The following is a 17,994-nucleotide window of genomic DNA, read 5'->3' on the forward strand; positions in this document are numbered from 1 at the left end:
GCCCCGGTCGCCGCTCCGGTCGCCGCTGCCCCGGCCGCCCCGGCGCCGGCTCCGGTCGCCGCCCCGGCCCCGGTCGCCGCCGCGCCGGCCGCCGACGCCACCCCGGTGCTGCTGCCCGCGCTGGGCGAGTCGGTCACCGAGGGCACCGTCACCCGCTGGCTGAAGGCCGAGGGTGACACCGTCGAGATCGACGAGCCGCTGCTCGAGGTCTCCACCGACAAGGTCGACACCGAGATCCCGTCGCCGGTCGCCGGCACCCTGGTGAAGATCCTGGTCGGCGAGGACGAGACCGCCGAGGTCGGCGCCCAGCTCGCGCTGATCGGCGCCGCCGGTGCCGTCGCCGCCGCCCCGGCCCCGGTCGCCGCCCCGGCTCCCGCTGCCCCGGCCGCCCCGGCTCCGGCCCCGGTTGCCGCTCCGGCCGCTCCGGTTGCCGCTCCGGCTCCGGTCGCTGCTCCGGCCCCCGCTGCCCCGGCTCCGGCCCCGGTCGCCGCCCCGGCGCCCGTTGCCGCTCCGGCCGCTCCGGTTGCCGCCCCGGCTCCGGTTGCCGCTCCGGCCGCTCCGGTGGCCGACAGCGGTGACGCCTACGTCACCCCGCTGGTGCGCAAGCTCGCCGCCGAGCACGGCGTCGCGCTGGCCTCCGTCGCCGGCACCGGCGTCGGCGGCCGCATCCGCAAGCAGGACGTCATCGCCGCCGCGGAGGCCGCCAAGGCCGCTCCGGCCCCGGTCGCCGCTGCCGCCCCGGCCGCTGCGCCGAAGGCCGCCGCCTCGCCGTCCGCCCTGCGCGGCCAGACGGTCAAGATGACCCGCATGCGCAAGGTCATCGGCGACAACATGCTGAAGGCTCTGCACGAGCAGGCCCAGCTGACCAGCGTGGTCGAGGTGGACGTCACCAAGATCATGTCGCTGCGCGCCAAGGCCAAGGAGGGCTTCCTGGCCCGCGAGGGCGTCAAGCTCTCCCCGATGCCGTTCTTCGTCAAGGCCGCCGCCCAGGCGCTGAAGGTCCACGCGGTCGTCAACGCCCGGATCAACGACGCCGAGGGCACGGTCACCTACTTCGACACCGAGAACATCGGTATCGCGGTGGACTCCGAGAAGGGTCTGATGACCCCGGTCATCAAGGGTGCGGGCGACCTCAACATCGCCGGCATCTCGAAGAAGACCGCCGAGCTGGCCACCAAGGTCCGCGACAGCAAGATCACCCCGGACGAGCTGTCCGGCGCCACCTTCACCATCAGCAACACCGGCTCCCGCGGTGCGCTGTTCGACACCGTGATCGTGCCGCCGAACCAGGTCGCCATCCTGGGCATCGGTGCCACCGTCAAGCGCCCGGTGGTCATCGAGGCCGACGGCGGCACCGCCATCGGCATCCGCGACATGACCTACCTGTCGCTCTCCTACGACCACCGCCTGGTGGACGGCGCCGACGCCGCCCGCTACCTGGTCGCGGTCAAGGAGATCCTGGAGGCCGGCGAGTTCGAGGTCGAGCTCGGCCTCTGACCCCACCAGGTCCCCGCGGAACCCCGCGTACGGAACCCCGCGTCGTCCCCGGACGGCGCGGGGTTCCGCCGTTCCCGGCCCCCGGACACGCCGAGTTCCGGAGTCGCACCGAGTCGCGGCATGCACGGACGCGGCGGAACGGGGATGCTGGAGCGGTGATGGACGAGACGGACTTCTGGCAGATCATCGACGAGACCCGGGACGACGCCGACGGCGACCCCGACGAGCAGGCAGACCTCCTGGTGGAACGGCTCCTCCAGCTGACCCCGGACGATGTGATCGACTTCGCCCGGCTGTTCCAGGCGCGGTTCCAGCGCGCCTACCGCCACGACCTGTGGGGCGCGGCCTACCTGATGCTCGACGGTGCCTCCGACGACACCTTCGACTACTTCCGGTCCTGGCTGATCGGCCAGGGCCGGGAGGTCTTCGAGGGCGGGCTCACCGATCCGGACGACCTGGCGGACCTGCTGCCCGAGTTCGACGAGGAGGAGGACGGCGAGGCCGAGGACCTCGGCTACGCCGCCGACGAGGCGTACGAGCGGCTGACCGGACTGCCGCTGCCCGAGGTGGGCGTGCGGCAGCCCGAGCGGCCGGCCGGGCCGGTGCTGGACTTCGACGATCCGGACGTCATGGCGAAGCGCTTCCCCAAGCTCTGGGAGCGGTACGGGGACTGAGGGCGGTCAGGTGCTGCTGCCGGAGGAGTTGTCCTGCTTGATGCCCTTGAGGATCTGGTCCAGCACCGCGAAGTCCGGCGCGGCCGGACTGTCGTCCACGCCGCCCTCCATGACCACGTAGCCGCCGCCCTTGGCCGGGAGGGCGGCCAGCAGGACGTAGCCCTGGGTGCCGTCCGTGGTGCGGATGTGCCAGCGGGTGGCGTAGCCGAGCACTCCGGCCACGCTGATGTACCCGGAGCCGGCGTCGGTGTGCGAGCTGACGCCGGAGAAGACCTGCCCGGCGTAGGACGGCATCTGGGCATCGGCGGCGGCCTTGGGCGTGGTGCCCTGGACGATGTCCTTCTCCACCGAGAACTGGCCGCGGATGCAGGAACTGCCGTCCGGGCAGGTGTAGCGGTCGGTGCCGAGGTAGACCGTCGAGTGCGGCGGGTTGTCGGACACCACCCAGCCGTCGAGGACCGGCACGGTGATCGCGTGCTCCGGGTCGGGGACGGTGCTCTTGACCGCCGGCAGGGGCTTGGGCGCCGCGGGGCTGCTGGTGGGCGCGGTGGGGCTGGGGCTCGGCGTGGGGCTGCTGCTCCGGGGCGCGGTGACCGTGGGGTCCGGGGTCGGGTCCGCCCGGTGGTCGCCGCCGCTGTTGAAGACGACCCCGGCGACGATCCCGGCCACCGCCAGCACGGCGACCGCGATGCCGATGATCAGACCGGTCTTCGGTCGGGCCGGGCCGGCCGGCGGCGGGTAGCCGGGGCCCGGGTAGCCGTAACCGGGGCCGTAGCCGGGGCCCTGGGGCGGGTAACCGCCCTGGGCCGGGCCCGGATAGTCGCCCTGGGCCGGGCCGGGGTAGCCGCCCTGCGCCTGGTAACCGCCCTGGGCCTGGGCCTGGTACGCGTCCTGGCCGGGGTAGCCGTAGGCGGGTGCCTGGTGGGCGTCCTGGCCCGGGTAGCCGTAGGTCGGGGCCGCCGGGCCGCCCGGGTACCCGTAGCCGGGCTTCCGGTCGGACGGCGACCCGGTCTGGGTGGGGGCGTCGGCGAGCCCGCCCGCGACGCCGCCCTGGAGCGGTCGGACCTCGGCCGTCCAGGCGTTGCCGTCCCACCAGCGCTCGTGACCGGGGGTGCCGTCCGCACCCGGGACCGGGTACCACCCGGGAGGCGTCGAGTTGCTCACGGGCGTACGGTACCCGGCACGGCGGCGCTCCAGACAGGTCGGGACCGTCACGACTCTGCACCGCCCGGCGAACGGCCAACCTCCCTTGGCGGCAAGCCTGTTCGAACGGCCGGCGCGCGGGCGGGGCGGGAAGGTGCGGGCAGCGCGGGCGCGGGTGCGGGCGGGGCGGGAAGGTGCGGGCAGCGCGGGCGCGGGTGCCCTGCCGCTCAGTCGGCCAGGCCGCGGGCCATCCAGATGTCGTCCACGTACCGGCCGTCGATCAGGAACTCCTCGGCCAGCGAGCCCTCGACGACGAAGCCGCAGCTCTCGTAGAGGCGGCGGGCCGGAGCGTTCCAGCCGAGCACCCGCAGGCTCATCTTGCGGGCGCCCTCGGCCCGGGCCGCGGCACAGGCCGCGTCGACCAGTCGGCGGCCGATGCCCCGGCCGCGGACGGTGCCGTCGACGGCCAGGCCCTGGATCTGCCGCACGTGCCGGTTGCTCGCCAGCCGGGTGGCCGGGACCTGCCGGATGTAACCGACGATCCGGCCGTCCAGCACGGCCAGCAGGTAGTGCTCGGGGGCGTGCCGCTCGTCGAAGAGCGGGTCCTCGACGGGTGGTTGCGGGGAGACGTCGGACAGGACGGACCAGGCCGCGTGGTTGAGGACGGCGAGTTCGCGCTCGTCCTCGCTCCGCGCCGTACGGATGATCAGATCGTCGTCAGGCATGCGCGTCATGCTAACGGCGCATGCGGAGATGACGGCCGGTCGGGAACACCGCGGGAGCGCGCGGGAGCTGCGAGGATGGGCACATGCGCATCGCTGTCACGGGTTCCACGGGTTTGATCGGTTCGGCGCTCGTCCGCTCCCTGCTGGCGGACGGCCACGAGGTGGTCCGGCTGGTCCGGCACCGCTCGAAGACCGGCCCGCGGCCGGACGGCAGCACCGCGATCGGCTGGAACCCGCTGCTCGGCGAGGTCGAACGGGACGGACTGACCGGGGTTCAGGCCGTGGTGCACCTGGCCGGCGCCGGGGTCGGCGACCGCCGCTGGACGGACTCCTACAAGCGGGAGATCCGGGAGAGCCGGGTGTACGGCACCGAGACGCTGGCCGTCGCCCTGGCCGGGCTCAAGGAGCCGCCGCAGGTCCTGGTGAGCGCCTCCGCGGTCGGCTGGTACGGGCAAACCGGCGACCGGGTGATCGACGAGGACTCCCCCGCCGGCGACGACTTCCTGGCCGAGGTCTGCCGGGAGTGGGAGGACGCCGCCCGGCCGGCCGAGCGGGCCGGGATCCGGGTCGTCCACCCGCGCACCGGCATGGTGCTGTCCGCCGCCGGCGGGGCGGGCGGGCGGCTGTTCCCGCTGTTCAAGCTGGGTCTCGGCGGGCGGCTCGGCGACGGGCGGCAGTACTGGAGCTTCATCTCGCTGCACGACGAGGTGGCCGCGCTGCGGTTCCTGATCGACCACGACGACCTCTCCGGCGCCTTCAACCTCACTGCGCCGAACCCGGCGACCAACGCCGAGCTGACCACCGCGCTGGGCCGGGCGCTGCGGCGGCCGACGCCGTTCCCGGTGCCGGAGGCGGTACTCAAGGCGGTGCTGGGCGAGCTGGCGATCGAGGTGGTCGGCAGCCACCGGGTGGTGCCGCGGCGGCTGCTGGACGCGGGCTTCCGCTTCACCCACCCGGACGTGTACTCGGCGGTGCTCGCCGCGATGTGACGGGTGCGCGCGGCGGCGTCAGGGGCACGCGCGGAGCGGGTGCCGGGCGACGGGACGGGTGCGGCCGGCGGGACGGGCGCGGCCGGCGGGACGGGCGCGGCCGGCGGGGCGGGCGCGCGGGTTGGTGCGGCTCCTGGGGCGGGTGCTGGGCGGCGGGCGCGCGGGATGGCTGCGCGCGCCGGGAGGGTAGGCGGGCGCGCGGGTCGCGCGAAGCCCGTACGTACTCCGACGACGGTATCCGCCCTGGCCAGCGGCATATGCCGAGCGGGGCCCGAGGGGGCCCGAGGAGGGGGCGCACGGGAGCACATGGTGGGCGCGTCGCACGCCCCCGGTGACCGTACGCGCCCACCGACCCCCGAACCCGGCCACCACGGCGCACTGTCCGTGACCACTCCCCCGCCCGGTGCCTCAGGACCCTCCCCGGCCTTCGGATCCGGCCCGATGCGCTTGTCTGATGCTCACACTGACTGGGCATCACCCTCCACGGACCGTGTCCCGGCACCCCGCTGCCTGCGTCGGCCGGAGCCCCGGGACCAGGGAGGGAGCACCCCAGTGCCCACGTACGACTTCACCCGCCGCGCCCGCCGGCCGTCCGACCCGGACGTCGTCGTGGTCGGCGCCGGACTCGCGGGCCTGGCCGCCGCCCGCGCGCTCACCGGCCACGGCCTCACCGTTCAGGTCCTGGAGACCACCGACCGGATCGGTGGCCGGATGGCCACCCGCGAACAGGACGGATTCCGGCTCGACGACGGCAGTCACCTGTTGAACACCGCCTTCCCCGAACTGCGCCGCACGCTCGACCTCGACCGCCTCGACCTGCGCCCGCTCGCGCCCGGCGTGCTGGTGCACAGCGCCGGCCGCCGGTACCGCGCCGGGGACCCCCAGCTCACCGTCGCCCGGCAGGCCGCCGCCCGGGCCCCGCTCGGCAGCCCGCTGGACAAGGCCCGGCTGGCGGGCCGGCTCGGCCGGCTCGCCGCCACCCCGGTCGGCCGGCTCCAGGCCCGTCCGGAGACCACCGCCGCCCGCGCACTGGCCGGCCACGGCCTGGCCCAGCGCACTGTGGACGGCTTCCTGCGACCGCTGCTCAGCGCCCTGCTCTCCGATCCGGCGCTCGGGACCAGCAGCCGGATCGCCGACCTGGTGCTGCGCTCGTACGCGCGCGGGCGGCTCTGTCTGCCCGCCGCCGGGATCGCGGCGGTGCCGGCCCAACTGGCCGCCGCCCTCCCCGCCGGCACCGTCCGCACCCGGGTGCGGGTCACCTCGATCGCCGCGGACGGCGTGGAGACCGCCGCGCACGGGCGGATCGGCGCCCAGGCCGTCATCGTCGCCACCGACGCCCGCTCCGCCGCCGAACTGCTGCCCGGACTGCGGCTACCGGACTTCCACCCCGTCACGACCTTCTACCACGCCGCCGACGCCGCCCCGCTGGGCGAGGCCGTCCTGCTGCTCGACGGCGACCGGCCGAACGGGCACCCGCCGCTGGTCTCGCACTCACTGGTGCTCAGCGAGCTGCACCCGTCCTACGCCCCGGCCGGCCAGTCGCTGATCGCCACCACCGTGCTCGGGCGGCGCGCCTTCGACGTCGGCGGCCCGGCCGGGCTGGAACCGGCCGTGCGGGCCCGGCTGGCCGAGCTGTACGGCGGCTCGACGGCGGGCTGGCAGTTCCTCGGCGTGCGGCACGTCCCGGACGCGCTGCCCGCGATGCCGCCGCCGCACAACCCCCGCCGCCCGGTGCGGCTGCTGGCCGGGCTGTACGTCGCCGGGGACCACCGGGACACCAGCACCGTGCAGGGCGCGCTGGTCTCCGGGCGGCGGGCGGCACAGGCGGTGCTGGGCGACCTCGGTGTCCCCGCCGACGCCCGGGAGGCGGAGGCGGCGGCCTGACGACCGGGCCCGCGCCCGGGCACAGGCGCGGGCACGGCGAGCGGCAGCGGCAGGCTCCTCGGCCTCGGCGGGCGTCGCGGCGCCCCGCCGGAACGACGGGCACCGCGTGGCCGGTGCCCGTGTTCCTGCCGCCGTTCCCGGCCGTTCCCGGCCGTCCGCGGGCCGCTCCGCGCCGGTGACGGCCGCCGCGGAACGGCCGGAGGTCCGGGCCGGGGCCGCTGGGCCCGGACCTCCGTGCGCCGGGTGCGTGGGGCGGGCCCCACCCGCCCTTCGGTCAGATCACCCCCGCCTGCCGGGCCGTCTCCTCGAAGGCGCGGGCCACCGGGCTGCCGCGGTAGGGGGTGAGGCGGCGGTGGAAGTCCCGGACGTACTCCAGCGAGCGGGCCGAGCGCATCTCCCCCGCCGCCCGCAGCGCGTCGGTGGCCATGGTGCAGGCCTCGTCGAGGTCCCCCATGCCGAGCCGGGCGGTGGCCAGCACCAGACGGCAGAAGATCCGGCTGCGGGCGTAGGCGGGCGAGCGCAGCCGCAGCGACTTCTCGGCGTGCTGCGCGGCCGTCCGCCACTGCTGGAGGTCGCGGTAGCAGTGGGCGAACTCGTCGGAGAGCTGGGCCTCGTCGAAGTACCGCGCCCAGGAGGGCAGTTCGTCGCCCGTCCGGGCCGCCGCCAGGGAGCGCTCGGCGCGCACCAGGGCAGTGGTGCAGGACCGGACGTCGCCCAGCAGCCCGTGCCCGCGCGCCTCGGCGGCGTGCATCAGCGACTGGACGACCGGCGGCACGGCGGTGCCCACGCCCTGCTGGGCGACCCGGGCGAGCTGGACCGCCTCCCGACCGTGGCCCAGGTGGACGGCCTGCTGGCTCATCGTCACCAGCACGTAGCCGCCGAGCGCGCGGTCCCCGGCGGCCTGGGAGAGGCGCAGCGCCTGGACGAAGTAGCGCTGGGCGAGGCCGTGCGCGGCGATGTCGAAGGACGTCCAGCCGGCCAGCCTGGTGAGGTCGGCGACCGCGCCGAACAGGGCCCGGCCGATCTGTTCCCCGTAGCGGCCGCGCAGCATCGGCTCGGCCTCGCTCTCCAGGTAGCGGACCAGCGCCTGGCGGGCGTGGCCGCCGCCGTAGGCGTGGTCGAGCGCGCGGAAGAGGTCGCCGACGGCGCGGATGGCGGCGATGTCGCCGCGGCCGACCCGCAGGGTGGGGCGGGACTCGCGGGCCGGGTCGGTGTACGGCGGTTCGACGGCGACCGGCGGCCGGCGGCTCTGGATCGGCACCCGGCCGATGGTGGGGGCGGTGCCGGTGGTCCCGGCCGTGCTGCGGGCGGTGGGGGCCCCGGGGACGCCGGGGGCGGGGCCGCGCGCCGGGCTCCCGGGGGACGCGCCCGGCGCCGGGGCGCCGGTGATGGCCGCGGAGGTGGCGCTGCCGGACGGCGGGCCGGCGGTGGCGTCCGAGCGGGTCAGGGTGGAACCGTCCCGGGCGACCCGCTCGTCGGTGCGGCCGATCAGCCAGTCCCGGCTGGGGACGACCAGGCCGGCCGGGGTGAAGGCGATCCGGCGCAGCTCGGACTGCGGGCCGTTGTCCTTGCGCCACATGCTCGCCACGATGTCCACCGCCTCCTGCGGCGTCTCGGCGAACTCCAGGCCGGCGTAGACCGGGGCGCAGGCGTCCAGGCCGAGGTCCTGGGCGGTGAGGCGGCGACCGAGGCGGCGGGTGAAGACCTCGGCGATCAGCGCCGGGGTGGCCCCGCGCGGCTGCTGGCCGCGCAGCCAGCGGGTGACCGAGGTCTTGTCGTAGCGCAGGTCCAGGCCGTGCTCCAGGCCGAGCTGGTCGACCCGGCGGGCGAGGCCCGCGTGCGAGAAGCCGGCCTCCTCGATCAGCGCCGCGAGCTGGCCGTTCTGCGGGGCCGGGCCGGAGTGGCCGGGGCCGCGGGGAGGGCCGGGCACGGGCGCGGCGGGGTTCTCGTGCCGGTCGGGTGTGGCCTGCACCGGCAGCCGCCGGTCCTCGGCGTCCGGGGCGTCGGCGGTCAGCGTGTCGGCGGTCAGGGCGTCGGGGGCGTCCGGAAGGGTCCGGCCGACCGTCCCTCGGTGCTGGCCGAGCGGGTCGAGCGGTCCGTACGCCGGGCTGTCGGTTGCAGGCCGTTGGGGCATGTCTGTCAACACCTCTCGGACGTCGCACCGGGCTTCACCAGCACTTCGGCGGCCCGGGGCGGCGCCCCCTGTCGGGAATCGGCGTGAATGTAGCGAGCATTCGGGCGCTATGGGTGGATCTGACCGAGCAATCCACCGAACGGGTGAAGCAACCGCGCCCATTGTGGGGAAGCGGGGCCATCTCGGGTTTGGTCGTCCGGGGTCGAACCACCGGCCGTTCCGGGGGCTTCCCCGAGGGCCTCTCCGAGGGTCGATCCGAGGGTCGATCCGAGGGTCGATCCGCCGTTCGGACCCCGCTCCGGCGTCATGGCGGACAGCACCACAGCTCAGCGGACTGCTGTGGCGTTCCGCCACATGGGAGCGGGGCCGCCGGATTCCTACCGTTCTCGGCCATGGACACCTCTACTGCCCGCCCGCTCGCCGGCCGCACGGCCATGGTCACCGGGGCCGCCTCGGGCATCGGCCGGGCCTGCGCCGAGGCCTTCGCCGAGGCCGGCGCCCGGGTCTACGTCGTCGACCTCGCGGCCGGCCCGGCCGAGGAACTCGCCGAGCGGATCGGCGGCCGCGCGATCGTCGCCGACCTCGCCGACCCCGGGGCCGTGGACGCCCTGCCGGACGACGCCGACATCGTCGTCAACAACGCCGGCCTCCAACACGTCGCGCCCGTGCACGAGTTCCCGCCCGACCGCTTCACGCTCATCCAGCGCGTCATGGTCGAGGCCCCGTTCCGCATCCTGCGCCGCACCCTGCCCCACATGTACGAGCAGGAGTGGGGCCGGGTCGTCAACGTCTCCTCCGTCCACGGCCTGCGCGCCAGCGCCTTCAAGTCCGCGTACGTCACCGCGAAGCACGCGCTGGAGGGCCTCAGCAAGACCGTCGCCCTGGAGGGCGCGCCGTACGGCGTCACCAGCAACTGCATCAACCCGGGCTACGTCCGGACTCCCCTGGTGGAGAAGCAGATCGCCGCCCAGGCGCTCGCCCACGGCATCCCCGAGGACGAGGTGGTCGAGCGGATCATGCTCGACCGCACCGCCGTGAAGCGCCTCATCGAACCCGACGAGGTCGCCCAACTCGCCCTCTGGCTCTGCTCCCCCACCGCCTCCTACATCACCGGCGCCAGCCTCCCCGTCGACGGCGGCTGGACCGCCCACTGAGCGGGGAGCGCCCGGCGGTCAGGCCTCCCCTCTCATAGGGCAGCAAGGCACATTCGACCCCGGGACTGTGTGGGCCGTCCACATAGTCCCGGGGTCGGGTGCTTCCTACCTTGTGGCGACATCGTCTCCCCCCTGGTTCTGGAAGTGGTGGCCATGAGCACCTCCGCACGAGGTACGGCGGCGAGCAGTTCACTCCCGAGAGTGGTGGCTGCGAGCCTGATCGGCACGACCATCGAGTGGTACGACTACTTCTTGTACGGAACGGCGGCGGCGCTGGTGTTCGGGAAGCTGTTCTTCCCGCACAGCGATCCGCTGACCGGGACGCTGCTGTCCTTCCTGACCTACGCGATCGGGTTCGCGGCACGGCCGCTCGGGGCGCTGGTGTTCGGTCACTTCGGGGACCGGGTGGGACGGAAGAAGCTGCTGGTGGTGAGCCTGCTGCTGATGGGCGGGTCGACCACGGCGATCGGGCTGCTGCCGACGTACGACTCGATCGGGGTCGCGGCGCCGGTGCTGCTGACGGTGCTGCGGCTGGTGCAGGGCTTCGCGCTCGGCGGCGAGTGGGGTGGCGCCGTGCTGCTGGTGTCGGAGCACGGGGACCAGCGGCGGCGGGGGTTCTGGGCGTCCTGGCCGCAGGGCGGGGCGCCGGCCGGGAACCTGCTGGCGGCCGGGGTGCTGTCGCTGATGACGGCGGTGCAGTCGGACGCGGCGTTCCTGGCGTGGGGCTGGCGGGTGCCGTTCCTGCTGTCGGCGGTGCTGGTCGTGGTCGGGATGTGGATCCGGCTCGCGGTGGACGAGTCGCCGCTGTTCAAGGAGGCGCTGGCGGCGCAGCACAAGCGCCAGGAGGAGCGGAGCACGGCCGAACGGCTGCCGCTGGTGGAGGTGTTGCGCGACCACTGGCGGGAGGTGCTGGTGGCCATGGGCGCGCGGATGGCGGAGAACATCTCCTACTACGTGATGACCACGTTCGTGCTCACCTACGCCGTCACCCACGCCCACTTCTCCAAGCAGACCGCGCTGAACGCCGTCCTGATCGCCTCGGCGATCCAGTTCGCGCTGATCCCGCTGTTCGGCGCGCTGTCCGACCGGGTCGGGCGCAGGCCGGTGTACCTGGTGGGCGCGGTCGGGGTGGGCGCCTGGGCCTTCGTGTTCTTCGGGATGGTCGACACGAAGTCCTTCGGCTCGCTGGTCACCGCCGTGACCGTCGGCCTGGTCTTCCACAGCGCCATGTACGCGCCCCAGGCGGCCTTCTTCTCCGAGCTGTTCGCGACCCGGATGCGGTACTCGGGCGCCTCGATCGGCGCCCAGTTCTCCTCGGTGGCGGCCGGCGCCCCGGCTCCGCTGATCGCCACCGCGCTGCTCAAGGACTACGGCAGCTCCACGCCCATCGCGGTGTACGTCGCCATCGCGGCGGCGATCACCGTGCTGGCGGTGCTGTGCGGCCGGGAGACCAGGGGCCAGGACCTCATGGACGTCGAGGGACGGGACAACCGGGACGGCCGGGACGGTCGGGAGCCGGACACCTCCTCGGCCGAAAAGCCCGCCGTCGCCTGAGGAGCGAGCCGATACGATCACGGTTTCTCGGAACCGACGGAACCGACGCCGATTGGCAGCACGCACCATGAACCACCCTCACGAAAGCGCCGCGCCCGCGCTGCGGCGGCTGCTCGACCTGCTCGCCTCCGGAGCCGCCACCGAGGACTTCGCCGACGTGCTGGCCGACGCCCGCCGCCGCGGGGCGCCGGCCGCCGTCCTCGCCGAGATCGACGACGCCACCTGGCAGGCCCTGCGCGTCCACCGCACCCTGCGTCAACACCGGCGGCGCGAAGCCGAGTTGACGGCCCTGTTCGACACCGCCGGGGACCTCGCCGCCTCCCGGGACCTGGACACCGTGCTCCAGGCGATCGTCCGCCGGGCCCGGATGCTGCTCGGCACCGACACCGCGTACCTGACCCTGCCGGACGAGGGCGCCGGCGACACCTACATGCGGGTCACTGACGGCTCGGTCTCCGTCCTGTTCCAGACCCTGCGGCTCAGCCTCGGCGACGGCCTGGGCGGGCTGGTCGCCCAGACCGCCCGCCCGTACGCCACCCCCGACTACCGCACCGACGAACGCTTCCACCACACCGGCACGATCGACGCCGGTGTGCTGGACGAGGGCCTGGTGGCGATCATCGGGGTGCCGCTGCTGCTCGGCGGTCAGGTCATCGGCGTCCTGTTCGCCGCCGACCGCACGCCGCGCGCCTTCTCCCCCGACGAGGTCGCGCTGCTCTGCTCGCTGGCCGCGCACGCCGCGATCGCCCTGGACACCGCCAAGTCACTGGCCGACACCCGGGCCGCGCTCGCCGAGCTGAACGCCGCCAACGAGCTGGTCCGGGCCCACTCCTCCGCCGTGCAGCGCGCCGAGCAGGCGCACGACCGGCTCACCGACCTGGTGCTGCGCGGCGCCGAGGTGCCGGACGTCGCCGCCGCCGTGGCCGCCCTGCTGGGCGGGGAGATAGCGGTCCTGGACGCCGAGGGCGAACCGCTGGCCGGACGCTCCGCACCCGCCGCCGAACTGGCCGAGGCGGTCGCCGCCTCCCGCGCCGAGGGCCGGTCCGTACGGCACGGCGAGCAGTGGGTCTGCGCGGTGCTGGCCGGACACGACGCGCTCGGCACCATGGTGCTGCGCGGCCGGCCCGACCTCGACGACGCCGACCGGCGGCTGTTCGAGCGGGCCAGCGTGGTCACCGCACTGCTCCTGCTGCTGCGCCGCTCGGTCGCCGAGACCGAGAACCGGGTCCGCGGCGAACTGCTCACCGACCTGCTGACCGCCCCCGAGCGGGACCCGGGCGGGCTCACCGCGCGCGGCCGCCGGCTCGGCGTCGACCTCGCCCGGCCGCACCTGGTGCTGGTCGCGGAGCCCGCCGACGGGAAGGCCGACGACCGGGCACGGCTGGCCGGTGCGGCCCGGCGCTACCTGTTCGGCTCCCGGGGCGTCAGCGCCGAGCACGCCGAGACGGTGGTGCTGCTGGCGCCCGTCGAGAGCGGCAGCACCGACGACCCCGAGGAGACCGCCCGGCAGGCCGCCGAACGACTGGCCCGGCTGGCCGGGTTCCCGGTCACCGTCGGCGCCGGCCGGCCGGCCGCCGGGCCGTCCGCGCTGGCCGCGTCCTACGGCGAGGGCGTGCGCTGCCTCCGGGCGCTGCGGGTGCTCGGCCGCGCCGGGGAGGGCGCCTCGGCCCGGGCGCTCGGCTTCCTCGGCGTACTGCTCGGCGACGGCCACGACGTGGACGGCTTCGTCGGCGCGACGCTCGGCCCGCTCCTGGCGTACGACGCCCGGCGCGGCACCGAGCTGGTCCGCACCCTGCGCGCCTACTTCGACTGCGGCGGCAGCCTGACCCGGGCCAAGGACGAGCTGCACGTCCACGTGAACACCGTGGTCCAGCGGCTGGACCGGGTCGAGGCGCTGCTCGGGCGGGACTGGAACCAGCCGGAGCGGTCGCTGGAGCTCCAGCTCGCGCTGCGGCTGCAGCTGCTCGCGGGCGGCTGAGCCCGAACAGGCCGACGGCTCGCCCGGGGAGGCTGCCGCTCCCGGGCCGGGCTGCCGCCCCCCGGGCCGGACCGCTGCCGACCGCTGCCCCGGGGCCGGGCGACCGACCCCGGCAGGACGGCCGGACCCGGCAGGTCCGCTGCTCATGGGCGGCCGAGGGGGTTCGACCGGGCTGGGCGTACAGTGGCGAGGTTGGTCTCGAACGCCCGGCAAGGAGCGGCAACGGTGAGCGAGAACGTGCGTTTTGTTCGCATGGGCATAGGTGAGCGCACCGTGCCCTACCAGGAGGCCTGGGAGGAGCAGCAGCGGCTGCACGCGCTGCGGGTCGCGGACGAGATCCCCGACACCGTGCTGCTCCTGGAGCACCAGTCGGTGTACACCATGGGCAAGCGCACCAACCCCGCCGACCTGCCGTTGGACGGCACCCCGGTGGTCGAGGTCAACCGGGGCGGCGAGATCACCTGGCACGGCCCCGGCCAGCTGGTCGGCTACCCGATCGTCAAGCTGCCCGACCCGATCGACGTCATCGCCTACGTCCGCCGGCTGGAGGAGGCGCTGATCCGCACCGCCGGCGAGTTCGGCATCGGGTCCACCCGGGTCGAGGGCCGCAGCGGCGTCTGGGTGCTGGGCGAGTCCATCCCGGACGCCGTGGTGGATCCGGCGCAGGTGGTGGACATCGGCAGGCTGACCCTGCGGATGGGCCTGCCGCTGGGCATCGACCCGCGCCTGGCCGGCCCCGAGTACGCACCCTCCAACGCCGGCCAGCGCGGTGACGACCGCAAGCTCGCCGCGATCGGCGTGCGGGTCGCCCGCGGGGTGACCATGCACGGTTTCGCGCTCAACTGCGACCCGGACATGACCTGGTTCGACAAGATCGTGCCGTGCGGCATCAGGGACGCGGGCGTCGCCTCGCTCACCGGCGAGCTGCGGCGCGGACTGTCCGCCGCCGAGGCCGCGCCGGTGGTCGAACGGCACCTGGCGGACGTCCTCGCCGAGCTGCCGGAACCGGTCCTCGGCCACTGACCCGCCGAGCAGCGCCGACACACCTTCCGCCGGCGGCCGCCGAAACTACCGGCAGCCGCTGGGAATCTACCGACCGGTAGCCATGTTGCCCTGCGATTGCAGGGCGGCAGGCCCGGCGAAGGCCGTACAACCACAGGCGTACCCTGGGGGTACCCCGTCTAGTTCTAGGAGTCGCACGTGTCCGCTGTCGCGCCCGACGGCAGGAAGCTGCTCCGCCTGGAGGTCCGCAACAGCGAGACCCCCATCGAGCGGAAGCCCGAGTGGATCAAGACCCGCGCGAAGATGGGCCCGGAGTACAACGCCCTCCAGTCGCTGGTGAAGAAGGAGGGGCTGCACACGGTCTGCCAGGAGGCCGGCTGCCCCAACATCTTCGAGTGCTGGGAGGACCGCGAGGCGACCTTCCTCATCGGCGGCGACCAGTGCACCCGCCGCTGCGACTTCTGCCAGATCGACACCGGCAAGCCCGCCGAGTTCGACCGCGACGAGCCGCGCCGGGTCGCCGAGTCCATCGTCACGATGGACCTCAACTACGCCACCATCACCGGCGTCGCCCGTGACGACCTGGAGGACGGCGGCGCCTGGCTGTACGCCGAGACCGTGCGCCAGGTGCACGCGATGACCGCCGCCCGCGAGGCCGGCCGCACCGGCGTCGAGCTGCTCATCCCCGACTTCAACGCGGTGCCCGAGCAGCTGGCCGAGGTCTTCTCCTCCCGCCCCGAGGTGCTCGCGCACAACGTCGAGACCGTGCCGCGGATCTTCAAGCGGATCCGCCCGGCGTTCCGCTACGAGCGCTCGCTGGACGTCATCACCCAGGCGCGTGCGGCCGGACTGGTGACCAAGTCCAACCTGATCCTGGGCATGGGCGAGACCCGCGAGGAGGTCAGCCAGGCGCTGGCCGACCTGGTCGGCGCCGGCTGCGAGCTGATCACCATCACCCAGTACCTGCGCCCCTCGCTGCGCCACCACCCGGTCGAGCGCTGGGTGAAGCCGCAGGAGTTCGTCGAGCTCCAGGAGGAGGCCGAGGAGCTGGGCTTCGCCGGCGTCATGTCGGGCCCGCTGGTGCGTTCCTCGTACCGGGCCGGCCGGCTGTACCGGCAGGCGCTGGAGCGGCGCGCGCAGGCCGCGGTCTGATCGCGGTCCGATCACGCGTGTGACGGCGGTCTGACGGCGGTCCGACGACGGCCTCCCGGTCCACCGATCGGTTCGAGCCACGGGAAGGGCGGAGCTTCGGCTCCGCCCTTCCGGTTTCACCACGCTTTGACGGGCTGGTCACGGGCTGGTAACACGGGGTGGGGACTCTGGACGCCTGGTGAGCGTTCGATTCTTCTCAGCCACGAGAGGAGCTGTTCGGCATGCGGGTTCAGATGCGGATCCGGTCGGTGGGGGTGGCGCTGCGGTTCGCCGAGAGCGTCCTGCTCGCCCCCGGCCAGCGGCACGCGCGCCGCAACGCGTGGGCGGCGGTGTGCGAGAACCGCCAGTACGCGGCGGACCGCCGGCACGACGACGCGGCGGCCCGGACGGCGCAGCCGCGGCCGGTCCGGCGGTAGTGCTCCGGCGATGACGCATCGGCGTCGGCGATGGTGCTCCGGCGGTAACGGATCGGCGTCGGCGGTAGTGCTCCGGCGGTAACGGATCGGCGTCGGCGGTAGTGCTCCGGCGGTAACGCATCGGCATCGCCATCGGCGATAACGCTTCGACGTCGCAGGGCCCCCCGGCGTCGCTCTGTGCGACGGCGTGCGGGCACACGGGTCACGGTTGGGGCGAACGGGTACCCGGGCTTGGATATCCCGTACCCGTGCCACGTACCATGAGCGTTATGGCGAGGGAAACATCCGAGAACCCCGGGCGACTGAAGCAGATCCGTCTGGCGTACACCATGACCAAGAAGGTCGACACCAAGATCGGCCTGATCATCGCCGGCGTCGGCCTGCTGACCTTCGGCGTGTTCCTCGCCATCGGCTTCGCGATCGAGCATCCCGTCTACCTGGGCATCCTGGGCTTCATCGTGGCCGTGCTGGCCATGGCGATCGTCTTCGGGCGCCGGGCCGAGCGCGCCGCGTTCGGCCAGATGGAGGGGCAGCCGGGGGCAGTCGCCGCGGTGCTGAACAACATCCGGCGCGGCTGGAGCTCCAACAGCACCCCGGTGGCGGTCACCCGTAACCAGGACGCGGTCTACCGCGCCGTGGGCCGGGCCGGCATCGCGCTGATCGGGGAGGGCAACCCGAACCGGGTCCGCCAGCTGCTGGCCTCCGAGAAGAAGAAGATGGCCCGTGTGGTCGGCGACGTGCCGGTGCACGACATCGTGGTGGGCAACGGCGAGGGCGAGGTCCCGCTGAAGAAGCTCCAGATCCACCTGATGCGCCTGCCCCGCGCCATCACCGCCGCCCAGGTCACCGAGACCAACGACCGCCTGCGCGCGCTGGGCGACCTGCTCTCCAAGGCGCCGATCCCCAAGGGTCCGATGCCGAAGGGCGCCCGGATGCCCAAGGGCGGCCAGGCCCGCTGACCCTCCCCCGCCCCTGACGACACGAGAACGGCCCCGCCGCGGAAGCTCCGCGGCGGGGCCGTTCCGACGTTCGTACGGCGTCGGGGGTGCATCCCGGCCTCGACCAGGGCCGGGGCCGGAGGCCGGATCTCGGCCGGATCCGGATCTCGACCGGAGGCTAGATCCGGACCTCGACGGTGCCGACCGCCTTGTCGTGCAGGCCGCGGGTGTCGCGGTCCCAGACCAGCGGCGGCACCACCAGGCAGAGCAGCAGGGTGCGCAGCAGGACCTGCGGGATGGTCGCGCGGCTGCCGTCCAGCCGGACCACCCGCAGGCCGAACAGCCGCTTGCCGACCGTCGTGCCGGTGGTGGCCAGCAGCAGGGACGCGACCAGGAAGAACAGCGGGCTGGTCCACAGGTTGGCCTCGGCCTGGTCGCCGCGGGCGATCAGCCCGTACGAGATCAGGGCGACCAGCCAGCCGTCCACGAACAGGGCGCCGATCCGGCGGCCGGGGCCGGCGATCGAGCCGGGGCCCTCCTTGGGCAGCCCGAGGCGCTCGCCGCGGTGGCCGAAGTCGGCACCCATCTTCTCGGCGGCCGCCCGGGGGCCGTCGATCCACGATCCCAACGCTTCTCTGGTGTCCACGAATCCACACTAACCGGGCTGACGGCGTACGCCGCCACCGGCTCCCCTCCGGTCGGGGCATCACCCCCGACCGGGTGAATCGTCGTTCCGGCGCTTTCCAAGTGGTCC

15 protein-coding genes are annotated in these 17,994 nt (G+C 74.4%); 11 read left to right on the top strand and 4 right to left on the bottom strand.

Annotated elements, in window-relative coordinates; all coding sequences use genetic code 11:
- Together sucB and ACFWJ4_RS07360 are read left to right on the top strand one after the other, a co-directional pair.
- A partial coding sequence (gene sucB / locus ACFWJ4_RS07355; protein ID WP_380540252.1) for a 2-oxoglutarate dehydrogenase, E2 component, dihydrolipoamide succinyltransferase occupies window positions 1-1,497 on the top strand: 1,497 nt, incomplete at its 5' end.
- A gap of 158 nt (window positions 1,498-1,655) precedes the next feature.
- Entirely contained in the window at window positions 1,656-2,171 is a 516-nt protein-coding gene (locus tag ACFWJ4_RS07360) for a DUF4240 domain-containing protein (protein ID WP_380540255.1), read from the top strand.
- A gap of 6 nt (window positions 2,172-2,177) precedes the next feature.
- On the opposite strand, the gene ACFWJ4_RS07365 is transcribed toward ACFWJ4_RS07360, so the two are convergent.
- Entirely contained in the window at window positions 2,178-3,335 is a 1,158-nt protein-coding gene (locus ACFWJ4_RS07365) for a DUF2510 domain-containing protein (protein ID WP_380540258.1), read from the bottom strand.
- Between the two features lie 206 nt (window positions 3,336-3,541).
- Window positions 3,542-4,039, bottom strand: a complete 498-nt coding sequence (locus ACFWJ4_RS07370; protein WP_359897009.1) for a GNAT family N-acetyltransferase — start codon at window positions 4,037-4,039, stop codon at window positions 3,542-3,544.
- An 83-nt stretch (window positions 4,040-4,122) separates the two neighbouring features.
- Here ACFWJ4_RS07370 and ACFWJ4_RS07375 point away from each other — a divergent pair, with 83 nt between their 5' ends.
- Window positions 4,123-5,028, top strand: coding sequence for a TIGR01777 family oxidoreductase (locus tag ACFWJ4_RS07375; protein ID WP_359897007.1), 906 nt, complete (start codon window positions 4,123-4,125; stop codon window positions 5,026-5,028).
- Between the two features lie 552 nt (window positions 5,029-5,580).
- Window positions 5,581-6,912 carry an FAD-dependent oxidoreductase gene (locus ACFWJ4_RS07380; RefSeq protein ID WP_380540261.1) on the top strand — a complete coding sequence of 444 codons (1,332 nt, stop codon included), beginning with the start codon at window positions 5,581-5,583 and terminating at the stop codon, window positions 6,910-6,912.
- A gap of 274 nt (window positions 6,913-7,186) precedes the next feature.
- Here the strand turns inward: ACFWJ4_RS07380 and ACFWJ4_RS07385 are convergent, their stop codons facing one another.
- Window positions 7,187-9,046 (bottom strand): regulator, encoded by a 1,860-nt coding sequence (locus ACFWJ4_RS07385; protein WP_380540264.1) that lies wholly within the window; start codon window positions 9,044-9,046, stop codon window positions 7,187-7,189.
- 392 nt (window positions 9,047-9,438) lie between these two features.
- Here ACFWJ4_RS07385 and ACFWJ4_RS07390 point away from each other — a divergent pair, with 392 nt between their 5' ends.
- From ACFWJ4_RS07390 to ACFWJ4_RS07420, 7 genes are all read left to right on the top strand, one after another.
- Window positions 9,439-10,200: a 3-hydroxybutyrate dehydrogenase gene (locus ACFWJ4_RS07390; RefSeq protein ID WP_380540267.1), complete on the top strand. Its 762-nt coding sequence runs from the start codon at window positions 9,439-9,441 to the stop codon at window positions 10,198-10,200.
- A 153-nt stretch (window positions 10,201-10,353) separates the two neighbouring features.
- Window positions 10,354-11,754, top strand: coding sequence for an MFS transporter (locus tag ACFWJ4_RS07395; protein WP_380540270.1), 1,401 nt, complete (start codon window positions 10,354-10,356; stop codon window positions 11,752-11,754).
- 67 nt (window positions 11,755-11,821) lie between these two features.
- Window positions 11,822-13,732, top strand: coding sequence for a helix-turn-helix domain-containing protein (locus ACFWJ4_RS07400; RefSeq protein WP_380540273.1), 1,911 nt, complete (start codon window positions 11,822-11,824; stop codon window positions 13,730-13,732).
- A gap of 252 nt (window positions 13,733-13,984) precedes the next feature.
- On the top strand, window positions 13,985-14,755 hold the full coding sequence (lipB, locus tag ACFWJ4_RS07405) for a lipoyl(octanoyl) transferase LipB (RefSeq protein WP_380352416.1): 771 nt from the start codon (window positions 13,985-13,987) through the stop codon (window positions 14,753-14,755).
- Between the two features lie 177 nt (window positions 14,756-14,932).
- Window positions 14,933-15,886, top strand: coding sequence for a lipoyl synthase (gene lipA, locus ACFWJ4_RS07410; RefSeq protein WP_359896996.1), 954 nt, complete (start codon window positions 14,933-14,935; stop codon window positions 15,884-15,886).
- Window positions 15,887-16,107: 221 nt separating this feature from the next.
- Window positions 16,108-16,302: a hypothetical protein gene (locus ACFWJ4_RS07415; RefSeq protein WP_380540276.1), complete on the top strand. Its 195-nt coding sequence runs from the start codon at window positions 16,108-16,110 to the stop codon at window positions 16,300-16,302.
- A gap of 260 nt (window positions 16,303-16,562) precedes the next feature.
- On the top strand, window positions 16,563-17,261 hold the full coding sequence (locus tag ACFWJ4_RS07420) for a DUF4191 domain-containing protein (protein WP_380540462.1): 699 nt from the start codon (window positions 16,563-16,565) through the stop codon (window positions 17,259-17,261).
- Window positions 17,262-17,418: 157 nt separating this feature from the next.
- Here the strand turns inward: ACFWJ4_RS07420 and ACFWJ4_RS07425 are convergent, their stop codons facing one another.
- The gene (locus ACFWJ4_RS07425) at window positions 17,419-17,886 is read right to left on the bottom strand and encodes an RDD family protein (RefSeq protein ID WP_380540279.1); all 468 of its coding nucleotides are present in this window, start codon (window positions 17,884-17,886) and stop codon (window positions 17,419-17,421) included.
- Window positions 17,887-17,994: the final 108 nt, after the last annotated feature.

It is taken from the genome of Kitasatospora sp. NPDC127067 (assembly GCF_042724755.1).
Lineage (GTDB): Bacteria > Actinomycetota > Actinomycetes > Streptomycetales > Streptomycetaceae > Kitasatospora > Kitasatospora lactacystinica.

Excerpts from the sequence above, each read along its gene's own strand:
- lipB (WP_380352416.1), top strand. The coding sequence starts at position 13,985 with ATGGGCATAGGTGAGCGCACCGTGCCCTACCAGGAGGCCTGGGAGGAG.
- ACFWJ4_RS07375 (WP_359897007.1), top strand. The coding sequence starts at position 4,123 with ATGCGCATCGCTGTCACGGGTTCCACGGGTTTGATCGGTTCGGCGCTC.
- ACFWJ4_RS07360 (WP_380540255.1), top strand. The coding sequence starts at position 1,656 with ATGGACGAGACGGACTTCTGGCAGATCATCGACGAGACCCGGGACGAC.
- ACFWJ4_RS07370 (WP_359897009.1), bottom strand. The coding sequence starts at position 4,039 with ATGCCTGACGACGATCTGATCATCCGTACGGCGCGGAGCGAGGACGAG.
- ACFWJ4_RS07395 (WP_380540270.1), top strand. The coding sequence starts at position 10,354 with ATGAGCACCTCCGCACGAGGTACGGCGGCGAGCAGTTCACTCCCGAGA.
- ACFWJ4_RS07390 (WP_380540267.1), top strand. The coding sequence starts at position 9,439 with ATGGACACCTCTACTGCCCGCCCGCTCGCCGGCCGCACGGCCATGGTC.
- ACFWJ4_RS07400 (WP_380540273.1), top strand. The coding sequence starts at position 11,822 with ATGAACCACCCTCACGAAAGCGCCGCGCCCGCGCTGCGGCGGCTGCTC.
- ACFWJ4_RS07385 (WP_380540264.1), bottom strand. The coding sequence starts at position 9,046 with ATGCCCCAACGGCCTGCAACCGACAGCCCGGCGTACGGACCGCTCGAC.
- ACFWJ4_RS07420 (WP_380540462.1), top strand. The coding sequence starts at position 16,563 with ATGAGCGTTATGGCGAGGGAAACATCCGAGAACCCCGGGCGACTGAAG.
- ACFWJ4_RS07415 (WP_380540276.1), top strand. The coding sequence starts at position 16,108 with ATGCGGGTTCAGATGCGGATCCGGTCGGTGGGGGTGGCGCTGCGGTTC.